Annotated in this window: 23 protein-coding genes; 15 read left to right on the plus strand and 8 right to left on the minus strand. The window is 65.9% G+C overall.

Annotated elements, in window-relative coordinates:
* Positions 1 to 14: 14 nt before the first annotated feature.
* Positions 15 to 1,064 (minus strand): TRAP transporter substrate-binding protein, encoded by a 1,050-nt coding sequence (locus ACQY8M_RS03910; RefSeq protein ID WP_428669179.1) that lies wholly within the window; start codon positions 1,062 to 1,064, stop codon positions 15 to 17.
* 36 nt (positions 1,065 to 1,100) lie between these two features.
* On the opposite strand from ACQY8M_RS03910, the gene ACQY8M_RS03915 reads away from it, so the two are divergent.
* Together ACQY8M_RS03915 and ACQY8M_RS03920 are read left to right on the plus strand one after the other, a co-directional pair.
* The gene (locus ACQY8M_RS03915) at positions 1,101 to 3,002 is read left to right on the plus strand and encodes a hydantoinase B/oxoprolinase family protein (RefSeq protein ID WP_428669180.1); all 1,902 of its coding nucleotides are present in this window, start codon (positions 1,101 to 1,103) and stop codon (positions 3,000 to 3,002) included.
* The gene (locus tag ACQY8M_RS03920) at positions 2,999 to 5,086 is read left to right on the plus strand and encodes a hydantoinase/oxoprolinase family protein (protein ID WP_428669181.1); all 2,088 of its coding nucleotides are present in this window, start codon (positions 2,999 to 3,001) and stop codon (positions 5,084 to 5,086) included. The genes ACQY8M_RS03915 and ACQY8M_RS03920 overlap by 4 nt, the downstream gene beginning before the upstream one ends.
* A gap of 68 nt (positions 5,087 to 5,154) precedes the next feature.
* On the opposite strand, the gene ACQY8M_RS03925 is transcribed toward ACQY8M_RS03920, so the two are convergent.
* Together ACQY8M_RS03925 and ACQY8M_RS03930 are read right to left on the minus strand one after the other, a co-directional pair.
* Positions 5,155 to 5,844, minus strand: a complete 690-nt coding sequence (locus ACQY8M_RS03925; RefSeq protein ID WP_428669182.1) for a hypothetical protein — start codon at positions 5,842 to 5,844, stop codon at positions 5,155 to 5,157.
* On the minus strand, positions 5,841 to 7,484 hold the full coding sequence (locus ACQY8M_RS03930) for a flavin-containing monooxygenase (protein WP_428669183.1): 1,644 nt from the start codon (positions 7,482 to 7,484) through the stop codon (positions 5,841 to 5,843). Before ACQY8M_RS03930 ends, ACQY8M_RS03925 begins: the two co-directional genes overlap by 4 nt.
* A gap of 242 nt (positions 7,485 to 7,726) precedes the next feature.
* Here ACQY8M_RS03930 and ACQY8M_RS03935 point away from each other — a divergent pair, with 242 nt between their 5' ends.
* From ACQY8M_RS03935 to ACQY8M_RS03950, 4 genes are all read left to right on the plus strand, one after another.
* The gene (locus tag ACQY8M_RS03935) at positions 7,727 to 8,779 is read left to right on the plus strand and encodes an HlyD family secretion protein (protein ID WP_428669184.1); all 1,053 of its coding nucleotides are present in this window, start codon (positions 7,727 to 7,729) and stop codon (positions 8,777 to 8,779) included.
* Positions 8,766 to 10,355 carry a DHA2 family efflux MFS transporter permease subunit gene (locus ACQY8M_RS03940; RefSeq protein ID WP_428669185.1) on the plus strand — a complete coding sequence of 530 codons (1,590 nt, stop codon included), beginning with the start codon at positions 8,766 to 8,768 and terminating at the stop codon, positions 10,353 to 10,355. Before ACQY8M_RS03935 ends, ACQY8M_RS03940 begins: the two co-directional genes overlap by 14 nt.
* A gap of 19 nt (positions 10,356 to 10,374) precedes the next feature.
* Positions 10,375 to 10,860 (plus strand): lipocalin-like domain-containing protein, encoded by a 486-nt coding sequence (locus tag ACQY8M_RS03945; protein ID WP_428669186.1) that lies wholly within the window; start codon positions 10,375 to 10,377, stop codon positions 10,858 to 10,860.
* A 141-nt stretch (positions 10,861 to 11,001) separates the two neighbouring features.
* Positions 11,002 to 12,282, plus strand: coding sequence for an ArgE/DapE family deacylase (locus ACQY8M_RS03950; RefSeq protein WP_428669187.1), 1,281 nt, complete (start codon positions 11,002 to 11,004; stop codon positions 12,280 to 12,282).
* Between the two features lie 162 nt (positions 12,283 to 12,444).
* Here the strand turns inward: ACQY8M_RS03950 and ACQY8M_RS03955 are convergent, their stop codons facing one another.
* From ACQY8M_RS03955 to ACQY8M_RS03965, 3 genes are all read right to left on the minus strand, one after another.
* Positions 12,445 to 13,305 carry an EamA family transporter gene (locus tag ACQY8M_RS03955; protein ID WP_428669188.1) on the minus strand — a complete coding sequence of 287 codons (861 nt, stop codon included), beginning with the start codon at positions 13,303 to 13,305 and terminating at the stop codon, positions 12,445 to 12,447.
* Positions 13,302 to 14,402 carry a tetratricopeptide repeat protein gene (locus ACQY8M_RS03960; protein WP_428669189.1) on the minus strand — a complete coding sequence of 367 codons (1,101 nt, stop codon included), beginning with the start codon at positions 14,400 to 14,402 and terminating at the stop codon, positions 13,302 to 13,304. Before ACQY8M_RS03960 ends, ACQY8M_RS03955 begins: the two co-directional genes overlap by 4 nt.
* Before the next feature lie 144 nt (positions 14,403 to 14,546).
* Positions 14,547 to 14,750, minus strand: coding sequence for a DUF1127 domain-containing protein (locus tag ACQY8M_RS03965; protein ID WP_428669190.1), 204 nt, complete (start codon positions 14,748 to 14,750; stop codon positions 14,547 to 14,549).
* Positions 14,751 to 14,889: 139 nt separating this feature from the next.
* Between ACQY8M_RS03965 and ACQY8M_RS03970 the strand changes: the two genes are divergently transcribed.
* On the plus strand, positions 14,890 to 15,807 hold the full coding sequence (locus ACQY8M_RS03970) for a transcriptional regulator GcvA (RefSeq protein ID WP_428669191.1): 918 nt from the start codon (positions 14,890 to 14,892) through the stop codon (positions 15,805 to 15,807).
* A gap of 78 nt (positions 15,808 to 15,885) precedes the next feature.
* Here ACQY8M_RS03970 and ACQY8M_RS03975 read toward each other — a convergent pair whose 3' ends face one another.
* Complete coding sequence (locus ACQY8M_RS03975; protein WP_428669192.1) at positions 15,886 to 16,062, minus strand: helix-turn-helix domain-containing protein; 177 nt, start codon at positions 16,060 to 16,062, stop codon at positions 15,886 to 15,888.
* 107 nt (positions 16,063 to 16,169) lie between these two features.
* On the opposite strand from ACQY8M_RS03975, the gene ACQY8M_RS03980 reads away from it, so the two are divergent.
* The 8 genes from ACQY8M_RS03980 (at position 16,170) to ACQY8M_RS04015 (ending at position 23,922) form a co-directional block, all read left to right on the plus strand.
* Positions 16,170 to 17,627, plus strand: coding sequence for a 4-hydroxyphenylacetate 3-hydroxylase N-terminal domain-containing protein (locus ACQY8M_RS03980; protein ID WP_428669193.1), 1,458 nt, complete (start codon positions 16,170 to 16,172; stop codon positions 17,625 to 17,627).
* Positions 17,624 to 18,079, plus strand: coding sequence for a MarR family winged helix-turn-helix transcriptional regulator (locus tag ACQY8M_RS03985; protein WP_428669194.1), 456 nt, complete (start codon positions 17,624 to 17,626; stop codon positions 18,077 to 18,079). The genes ACQY8M_RS03980 and ACQY8M_RS03985 overlap by 4 nt, the downstream gene beginning before the upstream one ends.
* A 113-nt stretch (positions 18,080 to 18,192) precedes the next feature.
* Positions 18,193 to 18,960: an SDR family NAD(P)-dependent oxidoreductase gene (locus ACQY8M_RS03990; RefSeq protein WP_428669195.1), complete on the plus strand. Its 768-nt coding sequence runs from the start codon at positions 18,193 to 18,195 to the stop codon at positions 18,958 to 18,960.
* Positions 18,961 to 18,987: 27 nt separating this feature from the next.
* The gene (locus tag ACQY8M_RS03995; RefSeq protein ID WP_428669196.1) at positions 18,988 to 20,172 is read left to right on the plus strand and encodes an LLM class flavin-dependent oxidoreductase; all 1,185 of its coding nucleotides are present in this window, start codon (positions 18,988 to 18,990) and stop codon (positions 20,170 to 20,172) included.
* A 256-nt stretch (positions 20,173 to 20,428) separates the two neighbouring features.
* A complete protein-coding gene (locus ACQY8M_RS04000; RefSeq protein ID WP_428669197.1) occupies positions 20,429 to 21,481 on the plus strand; it encodes an LLM class flavin-dependent oxidoreductase in 1,053 nt (350 codons plus the stop codon).
* 95 nt (positions 21,482 to 21,576) lie between these two features.
* Positions 21,577 to 22,422, plus strand: a complete 846-nt coding sequence (locus ACQY8M_RS04005) for a FecR family protein (RefSeq protein ID WP_428675306.1) — start codon at positions 21,577 to 21,579, stop codon at positions 22,420 to 22,422.
* A gap of 8 nt (positions 22,423 to 22,430) precedes the next feature.
* Positions 22,431 to 23,186 (plus strand): intradiol ring-cleavage dioxygenase, encoded by a 756-nt coding sequence (locus ACQY8M_RS04010; protein ID WP_428669198.1) that lies wholly within the window; start codon positions 22,431 to 22,433, stop codon positions 23,184 to 23,186.
* Between the two features lie 97 nt (positions 23,187 to 23,283).
* Complete coding sequence (locus ACQY8M_RS04015) at positions 23,284 to 23,922, plus strand: MSMEG_1061 family FMN-dependent PPOX-type flavoprotein (protein ID WP_428669199.1); 639 nt, start codon at positions 23,284 to 23,286, stop codon at positions 23,920 to 23,922.
* Here ACQY8M_RS04015 and ACQY8M_RS04020 read toward each other — a convergent pair.
* Positions 23,919 to 24,593, minus strand: coding sequence for an aspartate/glutamate racemase family protein (locus ACQY8M_RS04020; RefSeq protein ID WP_428669200.1), 675 nt, complete (start codon positions 24,591 to 24,593; stop codon positions 23,919 to 23,921). The genes ACQY8M_RS04015 and ACQY8M_RS04020 overlap by 4 nt on opposite strands.
* Positions 24,594 to 24,595: the final 2 nt, after the last annotated feature.

A 24,595-nucleotide genomic window follows, 5' to 3' on the forward strand; every position in this document is an offset into this window, starting at 1 on the left:
TGGCCTGCCGACGCCTAGGGAGTCGGCGCCGTCAGCCCGAGCGCCTTTCCGACGGTCTCGTTCCACTCCTTGGCACAGGCGCTGCCGCAGCGCTTGGCCCAGCCCGCCAGGACCGCCCCCTCGACCAGCTTCTTGTGGGTCGCGGCCTCCTCCGGCTTCACCGGCACGATTGTCATCTTGGCGAGCTTGCCCATCGTGCAGGGCTGCTGGCCGGTGTTGCAGTTGTCGGCCTCGGCAGTGGTCTTCTTGATGGTCGCCCACATCTTCTCTTCGTACGCCTTGAACTGCTCGGTCAGGAAAGCCTGGACCTTGGGATCGAGCCGCTTCCAGCTGTCGAGGTTGACCGCCAGCACGTTGATGCTCCAGCCGAGCGACATGGGATAGATCGACTTGGTCACCTCGCCCCAGCCGGCAGTATTGCCCGACAGGCTGCCCGTCACGGCGCAGTCCACCACGCCGTTGTTGAGGGCGGGCACGACCTCGGCGAAAGCCATCGAGACGGCGGTGCCGCCGACGCCGCCAAGGAAGTCGCGCATCGTGTTGTTGAACACGCGAATCTTCTTTCCCTTGAAGCCATCGAGGCCGCTGATCACATCGCGGCACCAGAAGACCTGTGGCGTGTTGCCACCGAACGCCAGAAGCTTGGCGTTCCAGTTCTTCTGCATCTGGCGATCGATCACGCCGCGATAGGCGTTGCACGCAGCCCGGGCCTTGTCGGGATCGAGGGTCAGGCCGGCGAGGTCACAGGCCTCGAAGCGCGGGTCGTCGCCGGCCATCTTGGAGATGTCCATGGCGGCGAAGTCCATGACGCCGAGCTTCAGCAGCCGCAGCATGGTCTTGTCGTCGATGCCCATCTGGTCGAGCGGCGTGATGTCGGCGGTAACGGCGCCCTTCGATGCCTCGGGAATGGTCTTCCGCCAGAACGGGACCTCATCATAAATAGAGACGGGTGTCGGGCTGTTCAGGCCGATGACCTTGAACTGCGTTTTCGGGAGGTCCTGCGCCGCCGCGCCGGTGATCATGGCGGCCGCCAATGTCAAACCCGTCAGCCAATGCTTGAGCATCCGTCGTCTCCCCATCCCCGTCATGACGGGGGTAGTGTGAGCAAGATACGCGCCAAGCGAAAGAGCCTTTCGATAGTTGATTCGTTGCCGGCCGTCACCAACCCCGGCAACATGCGGCGCATGTCCGATCCCACCGACCCCAAAGATCCGATCGCCTTCGAGCTGTTCAAGAACGCGATCTTCTCCATCGCCGACGAGATGGCGCTGACCGTCTTCCGCACGACCTATTCGGGCGTGCTCAAGGACAACATGGATTACTCGACCGGCTTCGCCGACGCCAACGGCAAGCTGGTGGCCCAGGGTCTGACCCTGCCGGGCCATCTCGGTTCGGTGCCGACGGCAATGGAATCGATCATGCGTCACTATGGCGACGACATGAATGTAGGCGACGTCTTCATCATGAACGATCCATTCGACGGCGGCATGCACCTGCCGGACATCTTCGTCTTCAAGCCGCTCTATCACGAGGGCAGGCGGCTCGCCTTCGCCTGCACCGTCTGCCATCACACCGACGTCGGCGGGCGTGTCGCGGGATCGAACGCCTCCGATTCGACCGAGATCTACGCCGAGGGCCTGCGCATCGCGCCGCTCAAGCTCTACGAGGCGGGCACGCTCAACAAGACGATCATGACCTTCATCGAGAAGAACGTGCGGCTGCCGGTGAAGGTGTTCGGCGACCTGCGCGCTCAGCTCGCCGCGTGCCACATTGCCGAGCAGCAGTTCGCCGAGCTGGTCGGCAAGTACGGGCCGGACCAGACCACGGCCTTCATGAACGAGACGGTCGATTATGCCGAGCGCCTGACCCGCGCGTCGCTCGCGAAGCTGCCGGACGGCGAATGGAGCTTCGAGGACTGGATCGACGACGACGGCGTCGACTACGGCGTGCCGATCCGCCTGTTCGTCACCATCCGCAAGGCCGGCGACCACATGGTGGTCGACTGGACCGGCACCAACCCGCAGGTCAAGGGCGCGATCAACAACACGCTCTCCTTCACCAAGGCCGCCTCCTACTGCGGCATCCGCTCGGTGCTGCCGCCTGGCATTCCCAACAACGAGGGCGTGTTCCGCGCCATCGAGGTGATCTGCCCGCCGGGCACCGTCGGCAACGGCGTGCTGCCGGCGGCCTGCGCAGCGCGCGGCCTGACCGGCTTCCGAATGGTCGATTGCATGTTCGGCGCGCTGGCGATGATGCTGCCCGACAAGGTCAAGGCGGCGGGCGACGGCGGCAACACCGGCATCTCGATCGGTGGCTACGATGCGGCCCGCAAACCGTTCATCTATGTCGACTTCACCTGCGGCGCCTGGGGCGCGAGGCCGTGGTCCGACGGGCTCGACGGCAACAGCCACATGATGGCCAACATGGCCTCGCATTCGATCGAGGTGACAGAGGCCGAAGAACCGATCCAGCTCCTGGCCTACGAGTTCGTCGCCGACAAGGCGGGCGCCGGCAAGTACCGCGGCGGCGTGCCGTTCCGGCGCGACTACAAGTTCCTCGAGGACGAGGGCACCCTGCAGGTCCGTTCGGATCGGCGGGATCATCGGCCGTTCGGCCTCTATGGCGGCAGCCCTGGCGCCCCCTCGGAGAACTACCTGAACCCGCAAGCCGAGAATCGCGTGCTGCCCGGCAAGTTCACCATGACCATCCGCAAGGGCGACATCTTCCGCCATGTGCTGGCAGGTGCCGGCGGCTGGGGGGATCCGCTCGAGCGCGAGCCGGCCAAGGTGTTGAAGGACGTACGCAACGAGCTGCTGTCGGCACGGAAGGCGGCCGACGATTACGGCGTGATCGTCGACACCACGCGCTGGACGGTCGATGCGGCCGCGACCGCGGCGCGGCGCGAGGAGATCCGGCGCGCCCGCGGCTGGGAGGTCGTGCCCAAGGTGCAATGGCACGATCCGCCCAAGCCCGAGCAGGCGAAGGTGCGGGCCGCAGAATGAGCGACCGTTACCGGGTGGGTGTCGACATCGGCGGCACCTTCACCGACATCGTGCTGCTGGGTGCCGATGGCACGCTTCACACCAAGAAGATCTCCTCCAGCGTCGGCAACTATGCGCAGGCCATCGTCGAAGGCCTGAGCGAGCTCTTCACCGAAACCGGCTTGGCCGGCGGGGTGATCGAGGAGATTCGCCACGGCACGACCGTCGCCTCCAACGCGATCCTCGAGCACAAGGGCGCGCGGGTCGGGCTGATCACGACCAAGGGGTTCCGCGACGTGCTGGAGATCCGCACGCTGCGCATGCCGAAGCTCTACGACCTCGCGTGGGAGAAGCCCGCGCCACTGGTCGAGCGCTATCTGCGTCAGGTCGTCGACGAGCGGGTCGATGCGCGCGGCCGCATCGAGCGGGCGCTCGACATCCGTGACGCCGAGCGCGCGGTCGATGCACTGCTCGCCGAGAAGGTCGAGGCCATCGCCGTCTGCCTGCTCAATTCCTTTGCCAATCCGCGCCACGAGCTGATGATCAAGGAGATCCTCGAGCGCAAGGCACCGGGGCTGAAGCTCAGCGTGAGCTACGAGGTGCTGCCAGAGATCAAGGAGTACGAGCGCACCTCGACGACGGTGATCAACGCCTACGTGATGCCGATCGTGGCGAGCTACTTGCGCGCGCTGCGTGTCGGGCTCGACGGCGCGGGCATACCGGCGCGCCTGCTGCTGATGCAATCGAACGGCGGGCTGACCAGCGACCAGGCGGCGGCCGAGCGGCCGATGAACATCATCGAGTCCGGCCCCGCGGGCGGCGTGGTTGGCGCGCAGTCGCTGGCGCGCGCCAAGTCGCTGCCCAGGATCATCACCTTCGACATGGGCGGCACGACGGCCAAGGCCTCGATGGTCGAGGATGGCGAGGTCACACGCGCGGCGGAATATTCGGTCGGCGCCGGAATCATGACCGGCTCTCGGCTGCTCACCGGTGCGGGCTACACCTTGAAGGTTCCGGCGATCGATCTCGCCGAGGTCGGCGCGGGCGGCGGCTCGCTGGTCTGGATCGACGGCGGCGGCTCGCTGCAGATCGGGCCGGAGAGCGCCGGCGCCCTGCCCGGACCGGTCTGCTACGACAAGGGCGGCGAGACGCCGACCGTGACCGACGCCAATGTGGTGCTGGGCTACATCAATCCCGGCCATCTCGTCGGCGGCGCGCTGGCGCTCAATGCCGGCAAGGCGCGCCAGGCGTTCCAGGACAAGGTGGCGGCGCCGCTCGGGCTCGACCTCGAGAAGGCGGCCTACGGCGCCCATCTGATCGCAGCGTCGAACATGATCCGCGCCATCAAGTCGGTCTCGACCGAGCGCGGCCGCGATCCGCGCGAGTTCGCGCTATTCGCCTTCGGTGGCAACGGGCCACTCTTCGCCTGCGGCATGGCGAAGTCGCTCGGCATGAGCCGGGTGGTGGTGCCGCCGTCGGCGGGTCTCTTCTCGTCGTTTGGCCTGCTTTACGCCGATGTCGAGCATCACTATTCGCGGACGTTCCGACGCCTGCTGCGCCAGGCCGACCTTGCCGAGATCGGGCGGGCCTGGGGCACCTTGGCCGATCAGGCGCGGGCTCAGCTCGCGGCCGAGGATTTTGCCGAGGTGCATATGCGGCTGCGGCGGTCGGCGGCGCTGCACTATCAGGGCCAGAGCTACGAGCTTACCGTGCCGGTGCCGGACGGGCCGATCGACGAGCCCATGGTCGGACTGCTCGAGGAGGCCTTTGGCCAGGAGCACGAGAAGACCTACGGCCATCGCGCCGGCAAGGACGAGCCGGTCGAGCTGGTCTCGATCCAGATCGTCGGGCAAGGCCTGCGTCAAGGCTCGGGCATTCCCGAGCGCCTGAAGCCGAGCCGCGCCGAACCCCTGCCGCCGCCCCCGAGGCGTGCGTATTTCGGCGACGCCGGCTGGATCGAGACGCCGATCCTGCGCCGCTCTGACCTCGCGAGCGAGCGCAGCGGGCCGATGATCATCGAGGAGTACGACGCCACCTGCGTGGTGCCGCCGGACGCGACGGCCAGCCTCGATTCAGCGGGCAACATCGTGATTGCCTTGGGCTGATTTTGTCATTCCCCCGTTCGTTTCCTCCCCCGCAAGCGGCCGCTTGCGGGGGAGGAAAATCCTCAAGACTATGTCCAGCGCGCGTCGTCGGGCTTATCCTCCGCGGTCAGCAGCGTCGTCGTGTAAACCACCGTCCAGTCGCAGAGGTCGTAGCGGCGGCTCAGCATGTCGCGCACTTGCGATTCTGCCTCACCCTCCGGCAGCTTCGAGCGTTCCCACATCGCGAGATTGGGTCGTCGCGTCATCAGCAGGCTGCGAACGCCGGAATGCATGCCTGCGCCCGTCACCTCGTCGTTGTTGGTGCCGGTGCGGTCGCCGCTCGCCTGCCAAAGCCCGATCACTTGCGAATCGTAGGAACTCTCGAAGCCCGGCCAGGCCGAAGCACACAGATCGAGGAACTCAGGGCAATGCTGTTGCGGCGTGGCGAACCAGCGGAAGGCATAGTTGCCCTGCCGGCGCGGCGGCGTTGAATCCTTGGGCCTGAGCGTCGGCAGCAGCGCCTCGCTGCGCCGCGTCCACACGTCGGCCTCGCCGAGCAGGAGCAGGCGCTCCGCTTCCGCCGCGCGCATTGGCGACGGCCAGACTGTGATCGCCTGGATCTCGTCGCGCGGGCGGCCGATCTGGTTGCGCCACAGGCCGTAGAGCTTGCCGCCGGCGGCGCTGACTCTCTGCGCGCCAGCCAGCGTCAACCGGTCGGCGACCGCGTGCCACTGGCGCGGTGCCGTGTCGATGCGGTGATGGACGTAGAGGTCGTTCAAGCGCCGACGGTCTCGTGCCGGCTGAGCGTGAAGCCCTCGTAGCCCTTCGCTGCAACCTCGTCGCAGCGTCTCTTGTAGCGGTCGAAGCCGCCGACGTAGGGCATGAACACCCGCGGCTTGCCGGGAATATTGGCGCCCACGTACCAGGAGTTGGCCAGCGGATAGAGCGTCGAATCGGCGACCTGGTTGACGTGCTGCACCCAGTCGCTCTCGGCCTGGGGCGAGGGTTCGATGCGGTCGAGCTGGTGCCGGCCGAGATGATCGATCGCATCGGCGATCCAGTCGACATGCTGCTCGATGCTGGCGATCATTTGCGTCTTCACCCCCGGGCTGCCCGGGCCGGTGATGACGAACATGTTGGGAAAGCCCGACACCATCAGGCCGAGATAGGTGAGCGGTCCGCCCTCCCAATGCTTGCGCAGCGCAGCGCCGTCGGTCGTGCGCACGTCGATCTCCTTCAGCGCGCCGGTCATCGCATCGAAGCCGGTGGCGAAGACGATGGCGTCGAGCTCGTGCTCGGCGCCCGAGGCGAGGCGCAGACCCGTCGCGGTGATCTCCTGGATCGGATCGCTGCGTACATCGACCAGCCGCACGTTCGGGCGGTTGTAGGTCTCGTAGTAGTGGGTATCCAGGCAGAGCCGCTTGGTTCCGATCGGATGGTCCTTGGGCGCCAGCAGCTCGGCGGTTTTCGGATCCTTCACCATGCCGCGGATCTTGTTGCGCACGAACTCCGAGGCGGTGTCGTTCGACGCCTTGTTCACCAGCAGGTCGGTGTAGGAATAGAGATAGCTGATCGAGCCGCCTTCCTGCCACTTCGACTCGTAGGCTGCATTGCGCTCCTCCTCGGAGATCTCGAGCGCCGATCTGGTGGGCTTGGGATGCCCGCCGATCGCGAACGGCGTTTCCATCGCCGCGGCCCGTCGCGCGGGATACTCGGCCTTGTGCCTGCGCTCGCGCTCTTCCTCCATCGGGCCGTTGCGCGCCGGCAGGCTGAAGTTCGCGGTGCGCTGAAAGACCGTCAGCTGTCTTGCCTGCTGGGCGATGATCGGAATCATCTGCACGCCCGACGAGCCGGTGCCGACCACGCCGACCCGCAACCCGGTGAAGTCGACCCCCTCATGCGGCCACAGGCCGGAGTGGTACCACTTGCCCTTGAAGTCGTGGATGCCCTTGAAGTCCGGCACGCGAGGGGTCGACAGGTTGCCCGCCGCCATCACGCAATAGCGCGCATGGATCTCCTCGCCCGTGTCGGTCTTCACGACCCATTCGTTGGCTGCTGAATCGAACACCGCCGACTTGATGCGCGTATTGAGCTGCACGTCGCGGCGCAGGTCGAAGCGGTCGGCGACGTGGTTGATGTATTTCAGGATCTCCGGCTGGGTGCCGTAGCGCTCCGGCCACTTCCACTCCTGCTGCAGCTCCTCGGAGAAGGAATAGGAATACTCGAGGCTTTCGACGTCGCAGCGTGCTCCGGGGTAGCGGTTCCAGAACCAGGTGCCACCGACGCCCGACCCGGCCTCGTAGGCACGCACCTTGAGGCCCAGGCCGCGCAGGCGATGGATGGCGTAGAGGCCTGCCAAGCCGGCGCCGACGATCACGACATCGAGCTGGCGGGGAACGGAACGCGACGCATCGGGCATGACAATCTCCAGCATGATTTTGCTGTGCGAGCGGTCTTTCACCGCCTGTGAAAGCAAAACTCTCTCGCACAAGGCGATTTGGCAAGGGTGAGGCGCTTCTGCGTGCGTGGTCAGCGGAATGTTTCATCTTTATGATTATCCCCTTGGATCAGACGGTTTCTCCTCCCGCCCTCGGCGCGGCGCAAAGTCAGGTCGGTTGGGCGCATGGCCATCGCCGCCGCTTCTTCTTGCGGCCGCGGTTTGTGGCTATTGCCGTAATCATGCTGGTCGCCATCGCCTACGGTGCCTACGAGACCTATCTACGCTTCACCCACGTCTACGAATACGATGCCCGCGCCACGGCGGACATCGTGACCATTTCCAGCCGCGCGGAGGGCTGGTTGGTCGAAATGCCGGCGCGCGAGGGCATGCGGGTCGAGGCAGGGCAGGTCGTGGCCCGGATCGACGACCGCATCGCCAAGCTCAAGGTCGATGCTCTCAAGGCGCAGATCGAGGGCATCCGGTCCGAGCGGACACGGCTGAAGGCCGAGCGCACGTTCAGCCGCGAGCAGGTCGAAGCGTCGATGAGGACACAGGCGTCGGGAGTAACGGTGCGCGAGCAGGCACGGAAGGCGCTGAAGTCCGACCTGGATTTCGCCAGGCTCGAACTCGACCGGACCAAGACACTGTTCGCCACGCGCGTGGTCAACGAGCGCCAGCTCCAGACGGCGCAGGCTGCCGTCACCAAGCTCCAGATCCAGCTCCTGCAGATGGAGGCCGAGCATGAGCAGGCCGAAGGCAGCCTCAACGAGGCACGGGCCGGTCAGGAACGGCTGCATGTGATCGACGCGCAGATCGAGGCGCTGACCCATCAGGTCGCGAATCTTGCCGCGCAAATGCACCAGCAGCAGGTCGACGTCGACGATCGCACCATCAAGAGCCCCATTCCGGCCGTGATCGACCGCACCTTCATGTTGCCCGGCGAATACGTGGCGGCAGGCCAGCGCATCCTGATGCTTCATGACCCGAGCGCGGTCTGGGTCGAGGCAAACATCAAGGAGACGCAGGTCGGCCAGCTCAAGCTTGGCCAACCCGTCCACGTTACCGTCGACGCCTACCCCGGGGTGAAGTTCACTGGCAAGGTGGCACGCATCGGCAATGCCACGACGGCGCGTTTTGCGCTGTTGCCCACGCCCAACCCTTCCGGCAACTTCACCAAGATCACCCAGCGCGTGCCGGTGAAAATCGACATCGTCAATCCGCCCAGGCCGCTGACGCCGGGCATGATGGTCGAAGTCGAAATTGACATACGATAGCGCACAGGTACTGGCCGAGCGGTACGGCGAGAACTACCGCTGGTACGTGACCGTCACCGGCATGGTCGGTGTGGTGTCGATGGTGCTGGCAATGACCACGGTCAACGTGGCGGTGCCCGACGTGATGGGCGCCTTCGGCATCGGCCAGGACAAGGCGCAGTGGATGTCGTCGGCCTACGCCGCGGCGATGACGGCCGGCATGCTGATGAACGCCTGGATCACGGGCGTGCTGGGGGAGCGGCGGACTTTCGTCGGCGCCCTGGTTTTCTTCTCGGCCGGCGCGCTATTCGGCGGCTCGGCGCCAACCGAAGACATCCTGATCCTGTGGCGCACCCTGCAGGGCTTCAGCGCCGGCGTGGCGCAGCCCCTGGTGATGGCGATCATCTTTTCCGTTTTTCCGCCCGAGCGGCGCGGCATGGCGATGGGCGTGTTCGGCCTCGGTGTCGTGTTCGCGCCGGGTATCGGCCCGACGCTGGGCGGGATGATGATCGAGTACTTCTCCTGGCGCTACGTCTTCTACATCTCGTTGCCGTTCTGCGCCCTGGCCGCCGTGCTCGGGCTGTTCTTCATGCCGACCCGGCCGCTGCCCAAGCAGATCCCGCCGTTCGATTGGCTGGGTTTCGGGCTGCTGTGCACCGCACTGATTGCGCTGATGACCGGAATTGCCGACGGCCAGCGCGAGGGCTGGACCTCCGACGTCATCGTGCTGCGCCTAACCATAGGCGCCACCGCGGCGATCTCCTTCATCTTCTGGGAGCTGTACACACCGCGGGCGATGATCGACATTCGCATCTTCGCCAACATCGAGTTCTCGGCCGCTGCCCTGATTGCCTTCATCTTCGGCTTCGGCATGAACGGATCGACCTACGTCATCCCGGTGTTCGTGCAAACCATCATCGGTTTCACGCCGTTGCTGGCGGGGCTGATGATGATGCCGGCCGGCATCATGCTGGCCTTCATCTTCCCGCTGGCGGGCCGCATGTCCGACACGATCCCGGCCTCGACCATGATCATCGGGGGGTTGCTGCTGTTCTCGACCGGTTTCATGCTGATGTGCACGTCCGACGTCAACACGACGTTCTGGACGCTCGTCGGTTTCGTGATGGTCTCGCGGCTCGGCCTCGGCTTCATCAATCCAAGCCTCAACGCCTCCTCGCTCAAGGCGCTGCCGGCAGACAAGGTGCGGCAGGGCGCGGGCATCGCCAATTTCATGCGCCAGCTCGGCGGCGCCTTCGGCACCAACCTGCTGGTCGCCTTCTTCGAGGTGCGCACGCACTTCCACGCCGAGGCGCTGACCGCGACGCAGGACTGGGGCAACTTCACGTCGTCGCGCCTGCTGGTGCTGGTCGAGCAGATGATGCTGCAGGCCAAGGGCCTGCCGCTGCAGCAGCAGAAGGCCGGTGCCTACGAGTATCTCGGCGCGGTCGTCTTCGCGAAGGCGGAGATGCTGGCTTTCTCGGACACTTTCATCGTGATCGGCGCGGTGGGGCTGGTCGCCCTCATCCCTGCCGCCATGCTGTCCCGCTCGCAGCGTCGCGGTCGCGGCTTCGGCCTCCTGGCGAAGATGGTCCGCTGAACCAATGGGAGGAAGCGCCATGACATCGGACAGCGACGACACCACCCGTCGCGATACCCTGCAGCTCGCCGCGGCCGCGGCCCTCGGCAGCGAAGCTGCCGCGGCGGCGCCCAACGTCGCCGGCGTGTGGAAGCTGGTCGGCGGCTCGATGACGGATCCAAGCGGAAAATCCGTCGGGGTGCCTTATGGGCCGCGCGGCATGGGTCTCGTCTCGCTGACGTCGGACGGCCGCATGATGGCCGTGCTGATCGACGGCCGCGCCAAGCTGCCCGATGGTGCCAAGCGCGAATACTCGTCCTATTGCGGCAACTACACCTTCGACGGCACCACGCTGATCACCACGGTCGACGCAAGCTCCGATCCGGCGCGGCTCGCCTCGCAGCAGGTCCGCAAGGTGCGCTTCGAAGGCGAACGCATGATCCTCGTGCCCCCGGAGCGGGACGAAGGCGGGGTCAGGATCCATCGCGAGCTGACTTGGGAGAGGATCAGCCCGGTCTCGCTCTGAACCGGTCGGTAAGCACGCGGTATGGTCTTTGCTGGGACCGCGCCACTCCGAGGCGCTCAGATCATGAGCCCCTCGGAGTGGCGCGGTCCCAGCCATGATACGGTATGGCTGGATGCGGAAGATAATCGCAAGGAGTGATTGATGCTCGAACAGGCGTTGAAGACGCAGATCATGAACCAGGTCGATCGCCAGTTCGACGACCAGACCAAGGTGCTGGCCGATCTGGTGAGGATCCCGTCGACGCGGTTCCGCGAGGCGCCGGCGCAGGACATGATGGCCCGCCTGTTCAAGGAAGATAAGCTCAGCGTCGATCGCTGGCAGATCAAGATCGACGACCTCAAGCACCTGCCGGGCTACTCGCCGCACAGCCAGGATTACGACGATGCCTGGAACGTGGTGGGCAGCTGGCGGCCGGGCTCGCCCAAGGGCCGCTCCCTGATCCTGAACGGTCACATCGACGTCGTGCCCGAAGGCCCGCACGAGATGTGGGCCCGCAATCCTTTCGATGCGGTGGTGAAGGACGGCTGGATGTACGGCCGCGGTTCCGGTGACATGAAGGCCGGCATCATCCTCAATCTCTATGCCCTGCGCGCGTTGCGGGCGCTCGGCTATCAGCCGGCGGCCGATGTCTACCAGCAGTCGGTGGTCGAGGAGGAGTGCACCGGCAACGGTGCGCTCGCCTGCCTGCAGCGGGGGTACCGCGCCGATGCCGCGTTGATCCCGGAGCCCTCGTCGGGTGTGCTGACCATCGCGCAGGTCGGCGTGATGTGGTTCCAGGTCAAGGTCACCGGCCATCCGGTGCATGTCTACAAGGCCGATGCCGGATCGAATGCGATCGAATCGGCCTTCCGCCTGATCCAGCAGCTGCGCGAGCTCGAGAAGAAGTGGAACGAGAAGAAGGCGCACGATCCTCACTTCCACACCCATCACCACCCGGTGAACTTCAATGTCGGCAAGATCGCCGGCGGCGATTGGGCAAGCTCGGTGCCGTCGTGGTGCACCTTCGACATGCGGGTGGGCGTGCTGCCGACGCAAACGCTCAAGGAGTGCCGGCAGGAGATCGAAGACGTCGTCCGTCGCGCCGCTGCCAACGATCCATTCCTCGGCAACAATCCGCCGACAGTGTCGTGGGAAGGCTTCCAGGCCGAGCCCTTCGTGCTCAAGAACCACGAGCAGGTCAGGGTCGTGCTGGCTGAAGCCCATCAGACGGTGTTCGGGACGGCTTTGGAGGACAAGACCTCGACGGGCACGGCCGACAACCGCTTCTTCGGTCTGTACGCAGGCATTCCGGCGATGGTCTACGGCCCGCGCTCCGACGATATCCACGGCTTCGACGAGCGTGTGGAACTCGAATCGGTACGGAAGATTACGCAGGCAACGGCACTCTTTATCGCCGAATGGTGTGGACTTTCAAAGGCTTAGCGGAAAGTTTCGCAAAGAAAGTCGCATCGCTATTGCGGATTGACGTTCGGCGACACCAACGATACACTTATTGCCATCGGGACTGCAGTTCGGTTGTGCCGGCCTTGCCGCTACGGACTGCCTCATTGGGGGGAAACGGGGGCGCGAGCCCCCGTTTCTTTTTCAGCGACGCCAGCTGGACGCGAAGATGCCGAGCCCCACTCCGCCCAGCACGACCGCCACGCCCAGGAGCCGCAAGCCGCCGACGGATTCGCCGGTGAGCAGGGCGGAGAAGACCAGGGCGCAGCACGGCACCAACAGCGAGACCGGTCCGACCTTGCCGGCAGGATAGGTGCGCAGCAACGTGCCCCACAGCAGGTAACCCAGCCACATCACCGGAACGACCGTGTAGAAAAGCACGAGCCAGCCGCGCCAGGTGGGTTCGAGGATCGGCGCCAGGGTCGGCGCCCATCCGTCGTGCAGGACGCCGATTGTCAGCAATGGCAGCGGCGGGATGAGGCTGGCCCAGGCCGTGACGGAGAGGACGGATGCGGCGCGCGTCTCGCGCAGGAAGAGATTGCCGGCGGCCCAGCTCAGGGCCGACAAGAGGGCAATGGCGACGGCGAACAGGCTGGCGCTGCCCTCGACCGACCGGCCGATCAATATCACACCTATCGTCGCCACGCAGAGGCCGGCCCATTGTTCCGTCGTGGCGCGCTCCCTCAGGAACAACGCCGCCAGCACCAGCGTCAGCGGTCCCTGCAGCTGGACCAGCACGGAGGAAAGACCGGGCGGCAGGCCGGCCTCCATGGCGAAGAACAGGAAGACGAATTGGCCGGCGAACAGGAAGATGCCGGTGCCGGCCAGCGCCTTCCACGAGATCGCCGGGCGCGGCAGCACGAACACCGGCAAGGCGCCGAGCACGAAGCGCCAGCCGGCAAAGGCGAGGGGCGTGAACTCGTCGAGCCCGAATCGGATGATCGTGAAGTTGAGGCCCCAGATCACCGCGATCAGCAGGGATGCCGCGATGTGAAGCGGTTTCAAGCGAACTTCAGGTCGAGCGCGGGATACCAGGGCGAAGGACCGTCTCGCCGCGGCCCCCACAGCCAGTCTGCTTTCATCGGCAGGTGGATTGTCGTCGGAGCACCTCGGCACGCCGCGAGATGGGTTTCCCATGTGTCGTCGCCGACGAGACGATCCAGTGGCCCGGCCAGCGCACGCAGGCGCGGCGGTGGAGGCGGTGCGTCGGGGCTCCAGCCCAGCAGGTAAGGCAGGCTGCGCAACGGTGCGGCGGCCGAGAAACCGTCGAGCGGGTCGCCGCGCCGTACCGTCGGCCCGTCGAGCAGTGCAGCAAGCACCTCGCCGCATTGAACGACGGCATCGACGCCGCGTGCCAGCATCAGCGTGTCGCGCCTGGCGGCATCGCTCTCGATATCCAGTTGCTCGGGATAGATCAGCAGGTGGCCATCGACCGGCTCGCCCTGCCAGCGCGGCAGGTCCGGCGCATAGCATCCGCCGGCAATCTCAAGCCGGGCCTCGTAATCCGGCAGGCCGCGCATCCAGTCGCCCTGCAACAGCAGCAGTTCGCCACGCCGCAGTCGCAGCCGCGCGTCGTCCGGCCGGCTGACCAGCGCCATGTCGAGGTCGGCGAGCGCACCCATCCAGTCGCCGCGCGCCTCGAGCAGGCCGGCGCGCGCGATCAGCGCGGGCATCAGGCGATGATCCGCCGCCAACGCGTCGTCATAGGAGCGCTCGGCTTCCTCGAGCCGTCCCAGTGCCTCGAGCGCGCGCCCCTTGCTGTGGGCGATGACAGGATCGCTGGGTTTCAATTTGGCGGCGCGGTCGAATGCCCACAATGAGGCTTCATGCTCGCCCAGCACGGTGAGACAGCCGGCGTAGTTGAGTTGGGCGGCAACTTCCTTGGGCAGGAACTTCGCGGCGCGCTCCAGCGGTTCGCGCGCTTCCGCGAAGCGGCCAAGCTTGAGTCGGGCCTGGCCGAGCAGATGTAGCGCCTGGCCGGAATTGGGCCTTGCAGCGACGACTTGGGCAAACAACGGCTCGGCGCCAGCATAGTCGCCGGCCTGGGCTCGCTGCATGGCATCGCGGGCAAGGGCCTGAAGCTGAAGATCGGTGATCGGCACGCGCGGCCTCTAGCAGAGGGCAGCGCGTGGGCAAAGAAAAAGCCGGCGGTCGACAGGGAGGCTGAGGGTCGACCGCCGGCCAGTGTCCGGAGAGGGGTGGGGCCTGGCAGGGTAAAATCAGGCCCCGGCTCCGGATTCGAAAAGCTATTCGCGCCAGAAAGGCTTGTTGGCCTCGAACCGGGCACTGCCCTCGTTCAGGCCGAGATCGCGCAGGGTGCGATGGTCGAGCTGGGCGAGCTCCTGCCGTTCGTGGGCGCGCCGACGCCAGGTCTGGAAGATCTGGCTGAACGCGGTGAAGGTGCCGGCCAGCGGCGCCTTGGAGCTGAAGTGAAGCGAGATATCGGCCATGGGACTATCCCCGAAGCAAAAGTGAAAAGATTGTTGGGATGCATTTGAGCTTCGGCATGCCCCTTTACAAATGACCGTTCCTCCTGTTTTGATAACTTTACCTCATGCGAAAGACACCTCTTTCCGAAGGGATTTGGCCATGAAGAGAAGCCTACCGCCCCTCAATGGCTTGCGTGCCTTCGAAGCAGCCGCACGCCATATGAGCTTTACCGATGCCGCCGAGGAATTGAGCGTGACCCAGGCGGCGATCAGCCATCAGGTGCGCGGCCTCGAACAGAGACTCGGATTAAAATTGTTCGTGCGGAGAAACCGTTCCCTGCTGCTCTCCGAAGCGGGCCAGGCCTATCTGCCGTCGGTGCGTGCCGCCTTCGACCAGCTCAACGAGGCGACGGAAAAGCTGCTGCAGAAGGACCGCGGCGGCCATCTCACCGTGACCACCACGGCGTCGTTCGCCACCAAGTGGCTGGTGCCGCGGCTCGGCGGCTTCCAGCGTGCCAATCCCGAGATCGACGTGCGGATCAGCACGGGCACCGGCCTGATCGATTTCTCGCGCGAGGATGTCGATATCGGCATCCGCTACGGTCGCGGCCAATGGCCGGGCCTGATCGCCGATCGGCTGGTCGGCGAGGATGTGACACCGGTCTGCGCACCGTCGCTGCTCAAGGGCCCGACACCGCTCAGGAAGCCGGCCGATCTCAAGCGCTTCACCCTGCTGCATATCGGCAGCTTCCCCGACGACTGGCAGGTCTGGCTGACCGCGGCCGGCATCAAGGGCATCGACGCCTCGCGCGGCGTCACCTTCGACAATGCACTGGTCGCCTACCAGGCGGCGATGGACGGGCTGGGCGTCGCGCTCGGCCGCAACCCGCTGGTCGCGCCCGACCTCAAGGCGGGCCGGCTGGTCGTGCCGTTCGACTTCAAGATGTCGAGCGAGTTCGCCTACTACGCGGTCTATCCGGCCGAGGCGATCCGGCGGCGCAAGATCAAGGCATTCCGCGACTGGCTGATCACGCTCGCCGAAGTGACGACGACGGCGGCGCCGGCAAAGGCGGCCTAGCGCGCTCACTCCCGAAATTGTGCCTGAACCCTACGCGGGTCGGCGGATCGTGGCTCGGACCCGGGAGTCGGATGCGCCTCATTCGCTGTCGAAAGCGACCAGCCGTTCCTGCTCCAGGGTCTGCAGCAGGCGGTAACACGTCGTGCGGTCGAGCTTTGTCGATCGGGCGAGCTGCTGGGCGCTCGATGGCCCATTGACGGTGAGCTCGCGGATCAGCGCCAAGCCGCGCGAGAAGGCCCTGACGGGACGGTGCATCCGCTCATGATGTTCGTGCTACGAACATTTCAGATTCGACCATGGAAGCCAAGCGCGAGCCTGTCGAGGATAGGGTCTGGACGGCGTTCTGCTGACGGGAGAGACGAATGGCGATCAAGACCGGGAAAGAATACATCGACTCCCTGCGCGACGGCCGGACGCTGTACATCGACGGCGCTTTGGTGAACGACGTCACGAGCTACCCTCCGCTTAAGGGGGTCATCGGCACGCTCGCTTCGCTTTATGACGACCAGCACGATCCGACCTATCGAGACGTGCTGACCTTCGCCTCGCCCAGGACCGGCGAGCTGGTGAGCAAGACCTACCTCGAGGCGCGCACGCCTGAGGAGGTGCGTGCGCTTGCCGGCTGCTATCACCTGCGCGCGCTCCGCACCTACGGACTGATGGGTCGCCTGACGGATTTCATGTCGGGTTTCCTGGTCGACACGGTCGTCAGCATGCGGATGATCGGCAGGACTGCGGCAGCCGAAAGCGCACAATGGATCGTCGACCACTGTCGCGACAACGACCTGCAGGTAACCCATGCGCTGATCGACCCGCAATCCGACCGGTCCAAGCCCGATGCGCCGTCACAGGCCGTGCACCTCGTCGAGCGGCGCGCCGACGGGATCGTGGTCAGCGGTTGTCGCCTGCTGTCGACGCTCGCGCCTGTGGCGAACGAATGCTACGTCGGCCCGTATCATCCGCGCCTGCCGGGCGAGGAGAAGTTCGCCCTTGCCTTCGTCGTGCCGATGAACGCGCCGGGCCTCTCCACCCTGGGGCGCGAGAGCTTTCATCGCGGACAAGGTTCATTCGATCGTCCCTTGAGCAGCCGATTCGATGAAGGCGACGCCATCCTGATGTTCGACGAGGTCTTCGTGCCGAACGAGCGCACGATCGTCGCCGGCGACATCGAGGCCTACAATGGCATCATGGCCAACCGGGCGGGCTACACCTCGCTGCAGGCCACCACGCGGTCGACGGTGAAGCTGCGCTTTCTCACCGGCATGGCGCTGGCGATCGCCCGCGCCAACGGCCGGGACAAGACGCCCCGCTACCAGGCCGCGATCGGCGAGCTGACCGCGCTGGTGACCATCGCGGAGGGCATCCGCTCCGGAGCGATGGCCGACATCCTGCGCAGGGTCGAAGCCTTTGCGCAGGGCAAGCTGATGCCGGAAGGCGACGGCATCAGCGAGGCGCGGGCGATCGGCAGCCCCGGCAATGCCGCGACCAACTTCTTCTTCCCCTACGCCAACACCAAGGCGGTGGACGTGCTGCGCATGGCGGCCGGATCGGGCGTGCTGGCCATGACCGAGGCGGACTATGCCAACCCCGATGTCGGGCGCCTGATGGACGAATGGCTGGTCGGCCCGGGGATCGACGCCCGGCGCCGTCTCGAGCTGATGAAGCTCGCCTGGGACATGACGGGCACCGAGTTCGGCTCGCGCGCCGGCCTCTATGAACGCCTCTATTCGGGTGATCCGGAGCTCAACGCGCAGCGCTGGTTCAAGAGCCCGGTCACGCGGGAATGCGAAGCGCTGGTGCATCGACTGCTGGAATCGTGAGACGGGTCCCAGAGATCATGGGCCCGCTCGATTCCTATCTGCCGTACCTCTTGAACCGGGCCGGTGCGCGCATCGCTGCCGCATTCGGCGAGGAGATGCAGCCGCTGGGCGCCTCCCTGCAGATCTGGCGCGTGCTGGCGGCGCTACGCGAGAGCGACGGCCGGCGGATGGGCGAGCTGTCGAAGACCACCTCCATCGAGGTTTCCACCCTCACGCGCCTGGTCGACAACATGGAGAAGAACGGCCTGGTCGAACGGCGCCGCGATGCCCAGGACGCGCGCGCGGTCGCGCTCCATGTCACGTCGGCCGGTCGTCGCCTGACGCGACGCATCCTGCCGATCGCCGAACGCTACGAGGCCGTCGCGCTCGAGGGCTTCACCGTGGGCGAGGCGGAAGTGTTGAAGCGGGCGTTGCGGCGGCTCTACGACAATATCGAAGAACTGGAACGCTAGCCCTTGGCGCCCCAAGCTACGCAAAGTGTCATCCCGAGCGCAGCGAGGGATCTATGCTGATCGGTATAGATCCCTCGCTGCGCTCGGGATGACAGGTTGAAAGGGAGGAAACGATGGCAGGGCTTCTGGAAGGACACATCGCCGCCGTGACCGGCGGTGGATCGGGCATCGGGCAGGGCATCTGTCAGGCTTACGCGCGAGAAGGCGCGAGGGTCATCGTGCTCGACACCAATCCGGAAGGCGCAAACGAGACGGTCGGCCTGGTCACGGCGGCCGGCGGCAAGGCGTCGGCAATAAAGCTCGATGTGACGGATCGGGAAGCCTGCAAGTCTGTGGCGGCCGGGATCGCCAAGAGCGGCAACATCTCGATTCTGGTCAACAATGCGGGTATCAACCGCCGCAACCCGATCACCGGCGATCCGGTGGCGGTCGCGAAGGATTGGGACGACATCCTGTCGATCAATCTCGACGGCATGTTCAACGTCACGCACGCCTTCCTCGACCAGCTGCGCGCGACCAGAGGGCGGGTGGTCAACATCGGCTCGATCCAGTCGTTCGTGCATGTGAGCTGGCCGAACTCGGCCGCCTACACCACCTCCAAGCACGGCGTGCTCGGTTTCACGCGCGCGCTGGCGGCGGAGCTCGGCAAGGACGGCGTGCGGGTCAACGCCATCGGACCCGGGCTGATCGAAACCCGGATCAATGCCGAGGCGCGGGCGAAGAATCCCGATATGGTGGCCAACGTCATGCGGCACACGCCCCTCAACCGTGCCGGCAAGCCCGAGGACATCGCGGGGCCGGCGGTGTTCCTGGCCTCGGACATGTCGGCCTATGTCACCGGCTGCATCATCATGGCGGACGGCGGCTTCAGGACCGTTTGATACGACTACCATCGGAGGAAACACGACATGCAAGACCGTTATCTGCGAACCGGAATCTTCCTCGCCCCGTTTCACGCGCTGGGCGAGAACCCGACGCTCGCCATCGAGCGCGACATGGAGCTGGTCGAGCATCTCGACCGGCTGAACTACCACGAGGCCTGGATCGGCGAGCATCACTCGGGCGGCTTCGAGATCATCGCCTGCCCGGAGATGTTCCTCGCCGCCGCCGCCCAGCGCACGCGCAACATCCGCCTCGGCACCGGCGTGGTCTCGCTGCCCTATCATCATCCGTTCACACTGGCCTCGCGGATGATGCAGCTCGACCACATGGCCCGTGGACGCGCGATGTTCGGCGTCGGTCCCGGCGCGCTGATCTACGACGCCGACAAGATCGGGCTGAAGGCGGCTGATCAGCGCCGCCGCATGAACGAATCCCTCGATTGCATCGTCGAGCTGATGAAGGGCGGCACCGTATCGCGCACGACCGACTGGTTCGTCCTGAACGAGGCGCGGCTGCAGCTCATGTCCTACTCGCAGCCCACCATGGAAATGGCCGTCGCCTGCTCGCGCTCGCCGGTCGGCGCGGTGGCGTCGGGCAAGCACGGCATCGGCATGCTCTCGATCGGCGGCACCTCGGACGAGGCGTTGCTCGGTCATGCGAAGAACTGGTCGATCCACGAGGAGGAGGCGCGCAGGGCCGGCAAGGTGGCGGATCGCTCGAAGTGGCGCATCGTCACCTTCGCCCATGTCGCGGAGACGCGCGAGAAGGCGCGGGCCGACATGGCGCATGGGCTGAAGGACTTCTGCAAGTACTTCACCGACGTCGCCACCTTCCCGATCGTGCCGGCTGGCATCGCCGACCCGGTCGAATACCTGACCAGCAGCGGCCTCGCCTGTATCGGCACGCCGGATGACTGCATCAGGCATTTCGAGCGGCTGTGGCAGGGTTCGGCCGGCGGCTTCGGGGCCGTCCTGCTGCTCGCCAACAACTGGGCGGACTGGGAAGCGACCAAGCGCAGCTACGAGCTGATGGCGCGTTACGTCCATCCGCATTTCCAGCGCCAGTCGAACGCGCTCAGGGTGGCGAGCTACGACAATGCGACGGCCAAGCACGAGACGGCGGGTGCGGAATCGGCGCAAGCCGTTGCCACCGAGATCGAGCGCTACGAGCAGGCGAAGGGCAAGGCGGCGGCCGGCGGCAAGACGTGGTGACGGGGCGCCATTTCGTGTGAACCTCTCCTTGTGCAAACCTCCCCTCCCCCGCTTGCGGGGGAGGTGGCGCCGTCTTACGGCGACGGAGGGGGCGTGACGCACCATCCCCGCCGCCTTCCCCCTCCGTCAGCGTAAGACGCTGACACCTCCCCCGCGGGCGGGGGAGGAAGGCCAAATGCTAAGCGCCGTATTATTTGCGTTTGCAAATAATGGCCGAAGACCTATCCTGCTTCGCAAAAGGCAGGGAGGAACGGCCATGGACTTTGGCTACTTCACGCTGAGCGACAACCGCTATCCCGGCAACACGCGCTCGGCCGAAGAGTTCATCAAGGACATCTTCGCCGAGGCCCTGTACGCGGAGAAGGTCGGGCTGAACTCGGCCTGGATCGGCGAGCACCATTTCAACCTGCTGGGCGTCAACGCCTCGCCCCTGGCCATGCTGGCACAGCTTGCGGGCGCCACGACGAAGCTCCGGCTCGCACCGGCGGTGACGCTCCTGCCGGTGCATCATCCGCTGCATGTCGCGGAGGAATGGGCGACGCTCGACCTGCTGTCGGGCGGCCGGGTCGATTTTGCCGCCGGCCGCGGCTACGACCGCAAGGAGTACGAGCCGTTCCAGGCTTCGTTCGACGACTCGGCCGAGCTATTCGCCGAGGGCCTCGAGATCGTGTGGCGCGCCTGGACCGAGCCCGGCAAGTGGAGCCACAAGGGCAAGTTCTACGAGTTCAAGGACGTCGAGATCCGCCCCAGGCCGGCGCAGAAGCCGCTGCGCCCCTATGTGGCGTGCTTCTCGCGGCCGTCGATGGAATTGGCGGCGAAGAACGACTGGAACGTGATCTATGCGCCCTTCGCGGCGGCGATGGTCTACGGCTCGCTGGCCGATGCGGTGCGGGTCTATCGTGAGACTTGCGAGCAGCAATTCAAGCGGCCCATGCGGCGCGCCATGTGCTCGTACTTCGTGCACATCGCTTCCAAACCGGAGGAGGAGCAATACGGCAAGGAAGCGCTGGTGCGCTATTTCCAGGACGCGCTGATCGCGGCCTTCCCCTCGTCGTCGGGCGAGAAGGTGCCGCCGACCTACAAATATTTCGTCGAGATCGTGAACATCCTGCGCGACATGCGGCCTGAGAAATTGACCGACAAGTCGATCCTGTGCGGCAGCCCGCAGCACATCGTCGATACGTTGAAGACGGTCGAGGCGGCCGGCGTCGCCGAGGTCATCCTCTATTTCAACTATGGCCAGAAACCGCACGCGCTGGTGAAGGAGCAGATGGACCGCTTCATGCGCGAGGTCGCGCCGCATTTCTGAGTCAGGCTGGGCATACTCGGTCTGCTGCAACTATCGGCTTTTTTCACTGTGCCGGGGATGGAGACTGCGACGCGGTCGTAGCTTCACCCGTGACGATGCGTTTCGAAAAGCTTGCGGCTGTGCTCCTGGCCTTCGCGGCGGTGCTGACGAATGCGCCGGCACTGTCGCAATCGATCGGCATTACCTCGGCGGCGACGGGCGAACCCCTCGGCAAGCCGCCCGCCAAAGAGGAGCGCGTGCTGCGGGTCGGCTTCGACCTGCAGGCCGGCGAGCTGGTGACGACCGGGGCCGAGGACCGTGCGCATCTCCTGTTCCTGGATGGCACGGCCCTGACGGTCGGGCCGCAGGCCCGGCTGACGCTGGACCGCTTCGTCTACGACAACGACCGCAGGCTTGGCGCGCTCAGCCTGACGGCGGCGCAGGGCGTATTCCGGCTGGTCGGCGGCAGGATCAGCAAGACGGTGCCGATCACCGTCAACACGCCGTCAGGGACGATCGGGATTCGGGGAGGGATCGTGCTGCTCAAGGTCGAGCCGACGGAAACCACCGCGACCTTCCTCTTCGGCTACCAGATGACGATGACGAGCCGAGGCCAGACGCAGACCGTCACGACCCCGGGATGGCGGGTCAGCTCTCTTGCCGGCCAAAGTCCCAGCGCGCCTGCCCTGGCGCCGCGTGGCGCATTTTCCGAGCAGATGCGCCTGCTCGAGGGTCCCGGAGGACGGCCCCCTAACGGCATGGTCGACCGCGCCGCGCAGAAATCCGGCTTTGCCGACCGCAATTCGGGCAGGGGACCCGATTTCCGGGGACCGGTTCAGGGCGGCTCCGCGCTGCGCAACGGCGATCGATCGGGGCCGCGCACGATGAACGAGCCCTTTTCCCGGATGTTGCCTCCGGGCATGGGCGACACGCCGCGCCTACCGTCGACCACGGTGCCTTAGGAACCCCGATGACTTTGAAAATTCCCCGCCGCAGCCTGCTTGCCTTTAGCGCGACCTTGCCTTTTGCACCACTCGTCCAGGCAGCTCCCTGTACTCTGGCCGCCGAACAGGAGACCGGGCCCTTCTACATTCCCGATACGGCAATACGCTCCGATATCGCCGAGGATCGCGCAGGCATTCCGCTCACCCTGCGCTTGCGGCTCCTCGACAGCCGAAGCTGCCAGCCATTGCCGAAGGCCGCTGTCGACATCTGGCAGTGCGACGCAACGGGGCTCTATTCCGGCTACACGCAGGCGTTGCCGATGGGCCCGCCGTCCGGCGGACCGCCTCCGGGAGGTCGTCCGCCCGGCGGAGGCCGGCCGCCGATCAGCAAGCCGAGTGATGAGCTGACGTTCCTGCGGGGAATCCAGCTCACCGATGCCGACGGCATGGTCCGCTTCGGCACGATCTTCCCGGGTGTTTATCCGGGACGCACCAACCACATCCATTTCAAGGTGCGTGTCGCGCAGAACGTTGCCCACACCGGGCAGGTCTTCTTTCCGGAGGACGCCACCTTGTCGCTGATGCAACGCACTCTCTACGGCAGTCAGCGCTTTCGGCGCACGGCACAGGCCGAAGACGGGATTTTCCGCAGCCAGAACGGCGCAGCCTCGATGGCTGCCCTGCAGATGACCGGCGGTGGCGCGGCATCGATCGCCGATCTCACGGTCGCAGTCGATCCGACGGCCACGCCGGCGCCGGTGCGCGGCGGTCCGCCGCGGTAGGCGAGCCGGTTGCCAACCCGGGCGCATTGCTGCGAAAACGAGCTTCCGCCCGCACGGACCCGCCGGAACGAGGGCTTCACAGCGAACGGAGACGATCATGGCCCGCCTGACTTCCACTGCTGACCTGCGCCGCGTCATCGCCGAGCCGCGCCCGGCGGCCCGCAGCAAGATCCTCGATGCGCTCGACGACCAGTCGATCGACTTCCTGACGCGCTGTCCGTTTGCGCTGGTCAGCACGACGGCGGCAGACGGCACGATCGAGGTCTCGCCCAAGGGCGATGAGCCGGGCTTCATCCGCGTCGAGAATCCACGGACACTGCTCATCCCGGAGCGGATCGGCAACAACCTGGCTTTCGGCCTAAGCAACATCATCGCGAATGGCAAGATCGGCATGATCGCGCTTGTCCCGGCGACCGGCGAGACGCTGCGCATCTCCGGCACGGCGGAGGTCTTCGACGATGCCGACCTGGTCGAGTCGCTGTCGTCGCTCGGCAAGCCCGCGCTGCTGGCCACGCGCGTCCATATCAAGCACTGCTACTTCCACTGCGCCCGCTCGATCGTCCGGGCCAATCTCTGGAAGCCGGAGAAGTGGCCGGTGCCGGGCCGCATCTCCTTCGGGAAGATCATTGCCCCGCGCATCGGCGCAAGCGAGGAAGTCGCGGCCCAGATCGATGCCGGCGTCGCGGGGGCCTACAACGAGAGGCTCTGGAGCAATACGCCGGCCAGCGGCAGCTAACGCGCCGACGACCTCGCGAAGATCGCGTCGACATGCATGTCGGCGCAATCGACCAGCGGGAATGGTGGTGCCTGGCCGACGAAGGCCAGGAACAGGTCGGTGCCGCCCAGCATGATCGCCTCGGCGCCGCGCTCGCGGCACAGCCAGCGGCCGGCGGCGAAGAACACCTCGCGCTGGGAGTCGGTGACCTTGCCGATGCTCGCCATCGCCGAATAGGTGTCGCCGACCTGGTCGAACATCTCGCCCTCGGGCGCGATCAGCTCGGCCGAGGAAACGCCGCCATAGAGCTTCGTCTCCATCACGGTGCGCGTGCCCAGCACGCCGATCCGCTTGAGGCCCGAGCGCTTGATCCCCGCATCGACGGCATGGATGCCGTGGACCAGCGGCAGCGGCGAGATTGGCAAGAGCTCGTTGATGCAGAAATGGCCGCCCATCGAGGTGACCGCCGCCGCCTCGGCGCCGGCGGCTTTCATGCGCCCGATCAGCCCGGCAAAGATTGCGGCCTGCTTCGCCGGGGTCTTTTCGTTCAGGTTTCGCGACATCTCGCGCACGTCGGCATGGGCGATGGTGCAGTCGAGCGGAATGCCCGCCGCAACGTGCCGATCGATCAGGCCGCGATAATAGAAGTCGGTGGCGGCGGGCCCGATGCCGCCGATCAGTCCGATATGCATGT

Source organism: Reyranella sp. (assembly GCF_965279465.1).
Lineage (GTDB): Bacteria > Pseudomonadota > Alphaproteobacteria > Reyranellales > Reyranellaceae > Reyranella.

Bases quoted from the DNA above. Each gene is read 5' to 3' on its own strand.
- ACQY8M_RS03945 (WP_428669186.1), top strand. From the start codon at position 10,375: ATGACATCGGACAGCGACGACACCACCCGTCGCGATACCCTGCAGCTC.
- ACQY8M_RS03980 (WP_428669193.1), top strand. From the start codon at position 16,170: ATGGCGATCAAGACCGGGAAAGAATACATCGACTCCCTGCGCGACGGC.
- ACQY8M_RS04020 (WP_428669200.1), bottom strand. From the start codon at position 24,593: ATGCATATCGGACTGATCGGCGGCATCGGGCCCGCCGCCACCGACTTC.
- ACQY8M_RS03970 (WP_428669191.1), top strand. From the start codon at position 14,890: ATGAAGAGAAGCCTACCGCCCCTCAATGGCTTGCGTGCCTTCGAAGCA.
- ACQY8M_RS04010 (WP_428669198.1), top strand. From the start codon at position 22,431: ATGACTTTGAAAATTCCCCGCCGCAGCCTGCTTGCCTTTAGCGCGACC.
- ACQY8M_RS04000 (WP_428669197.1), top strand. From the start codon at position 20,429: ATGGACTTTGGCTACTTCACGCTGAGCGACAACCGCTATCCCGGCAAC.
- ACQY8M_RS03995 (WP_428669196.1), top strand. From the start codon at position 18,988: ATGCAAGACCGTTATCTGCGAACCGGAATCTTCCTCGCCCCGTTTCAC.
- ACQY8M_RS03950 (WP_428669187.1), top strand. From the start codon at position 11,002: ATGCTCGAACAGGCGTTGAAGACGCAGATCATGAACCAGGTCGATCGC.
- ACQY8M_RS03990 (WP_428669195.1), top strand. From the start codon at position 18,193: ATGGCAGGGCTTCTGGAAGGACACATCGCCGCCGTGACCGGCGGTGGA.
- ACQY8M_RS04015 (WP_428669199.1), top strand. From the start codon at position 23,284: ATGGCCCGCCTGACTTCCACTGCTGACCTGCGCCGCGTCATCGCCGAG.
- ACQY8M_RS03920 (WP_428669181.1), top strand. From the start codon at position 2,999: ATGAGCGACCGTTACCGGGTGGGTGTCGACATCGGCGGCACCTTCACC.
- ACQY8M_RS03975 (WP_428669192.1), bottom strand. From the start codon at position 16,062: ATGCACCGTCCCGTCAGGGCCTTCTCGCGCGGCTTGGCGCTGATCCGC.
- ACQY8M_RS03965 (WP_428669190.1), bottom strand. From the start codon at position 14,750: ATGGCCGATATCTCGCTTCACTTCAGCTCCAAGGCGCCGCTGGCCGGC.
- ACQY8M_RS04005 (WP_428675306.1), top strand. From the start codon at position 21,577: ATGCGTTTCGAAAAGCTTGCGGCTGTGCTCCTGGCCTTCGCGGCGGTG.
- ACQY8M_RS03930 (WP_428669183.1), bottom strand. From the start codon at position 7,484: ATGCCCGATGCGTCGCGTTCCGTTCCCCGCCAGCTCGATGTCGTGATC.
- ACQY8M_RS03910 (WP_428669179.1), bottom strand. From the start codon at position 1,064: ATGCTCAAGCATTGGCTGACGGGTTTGACATTGGCGGCCGCCATGATC.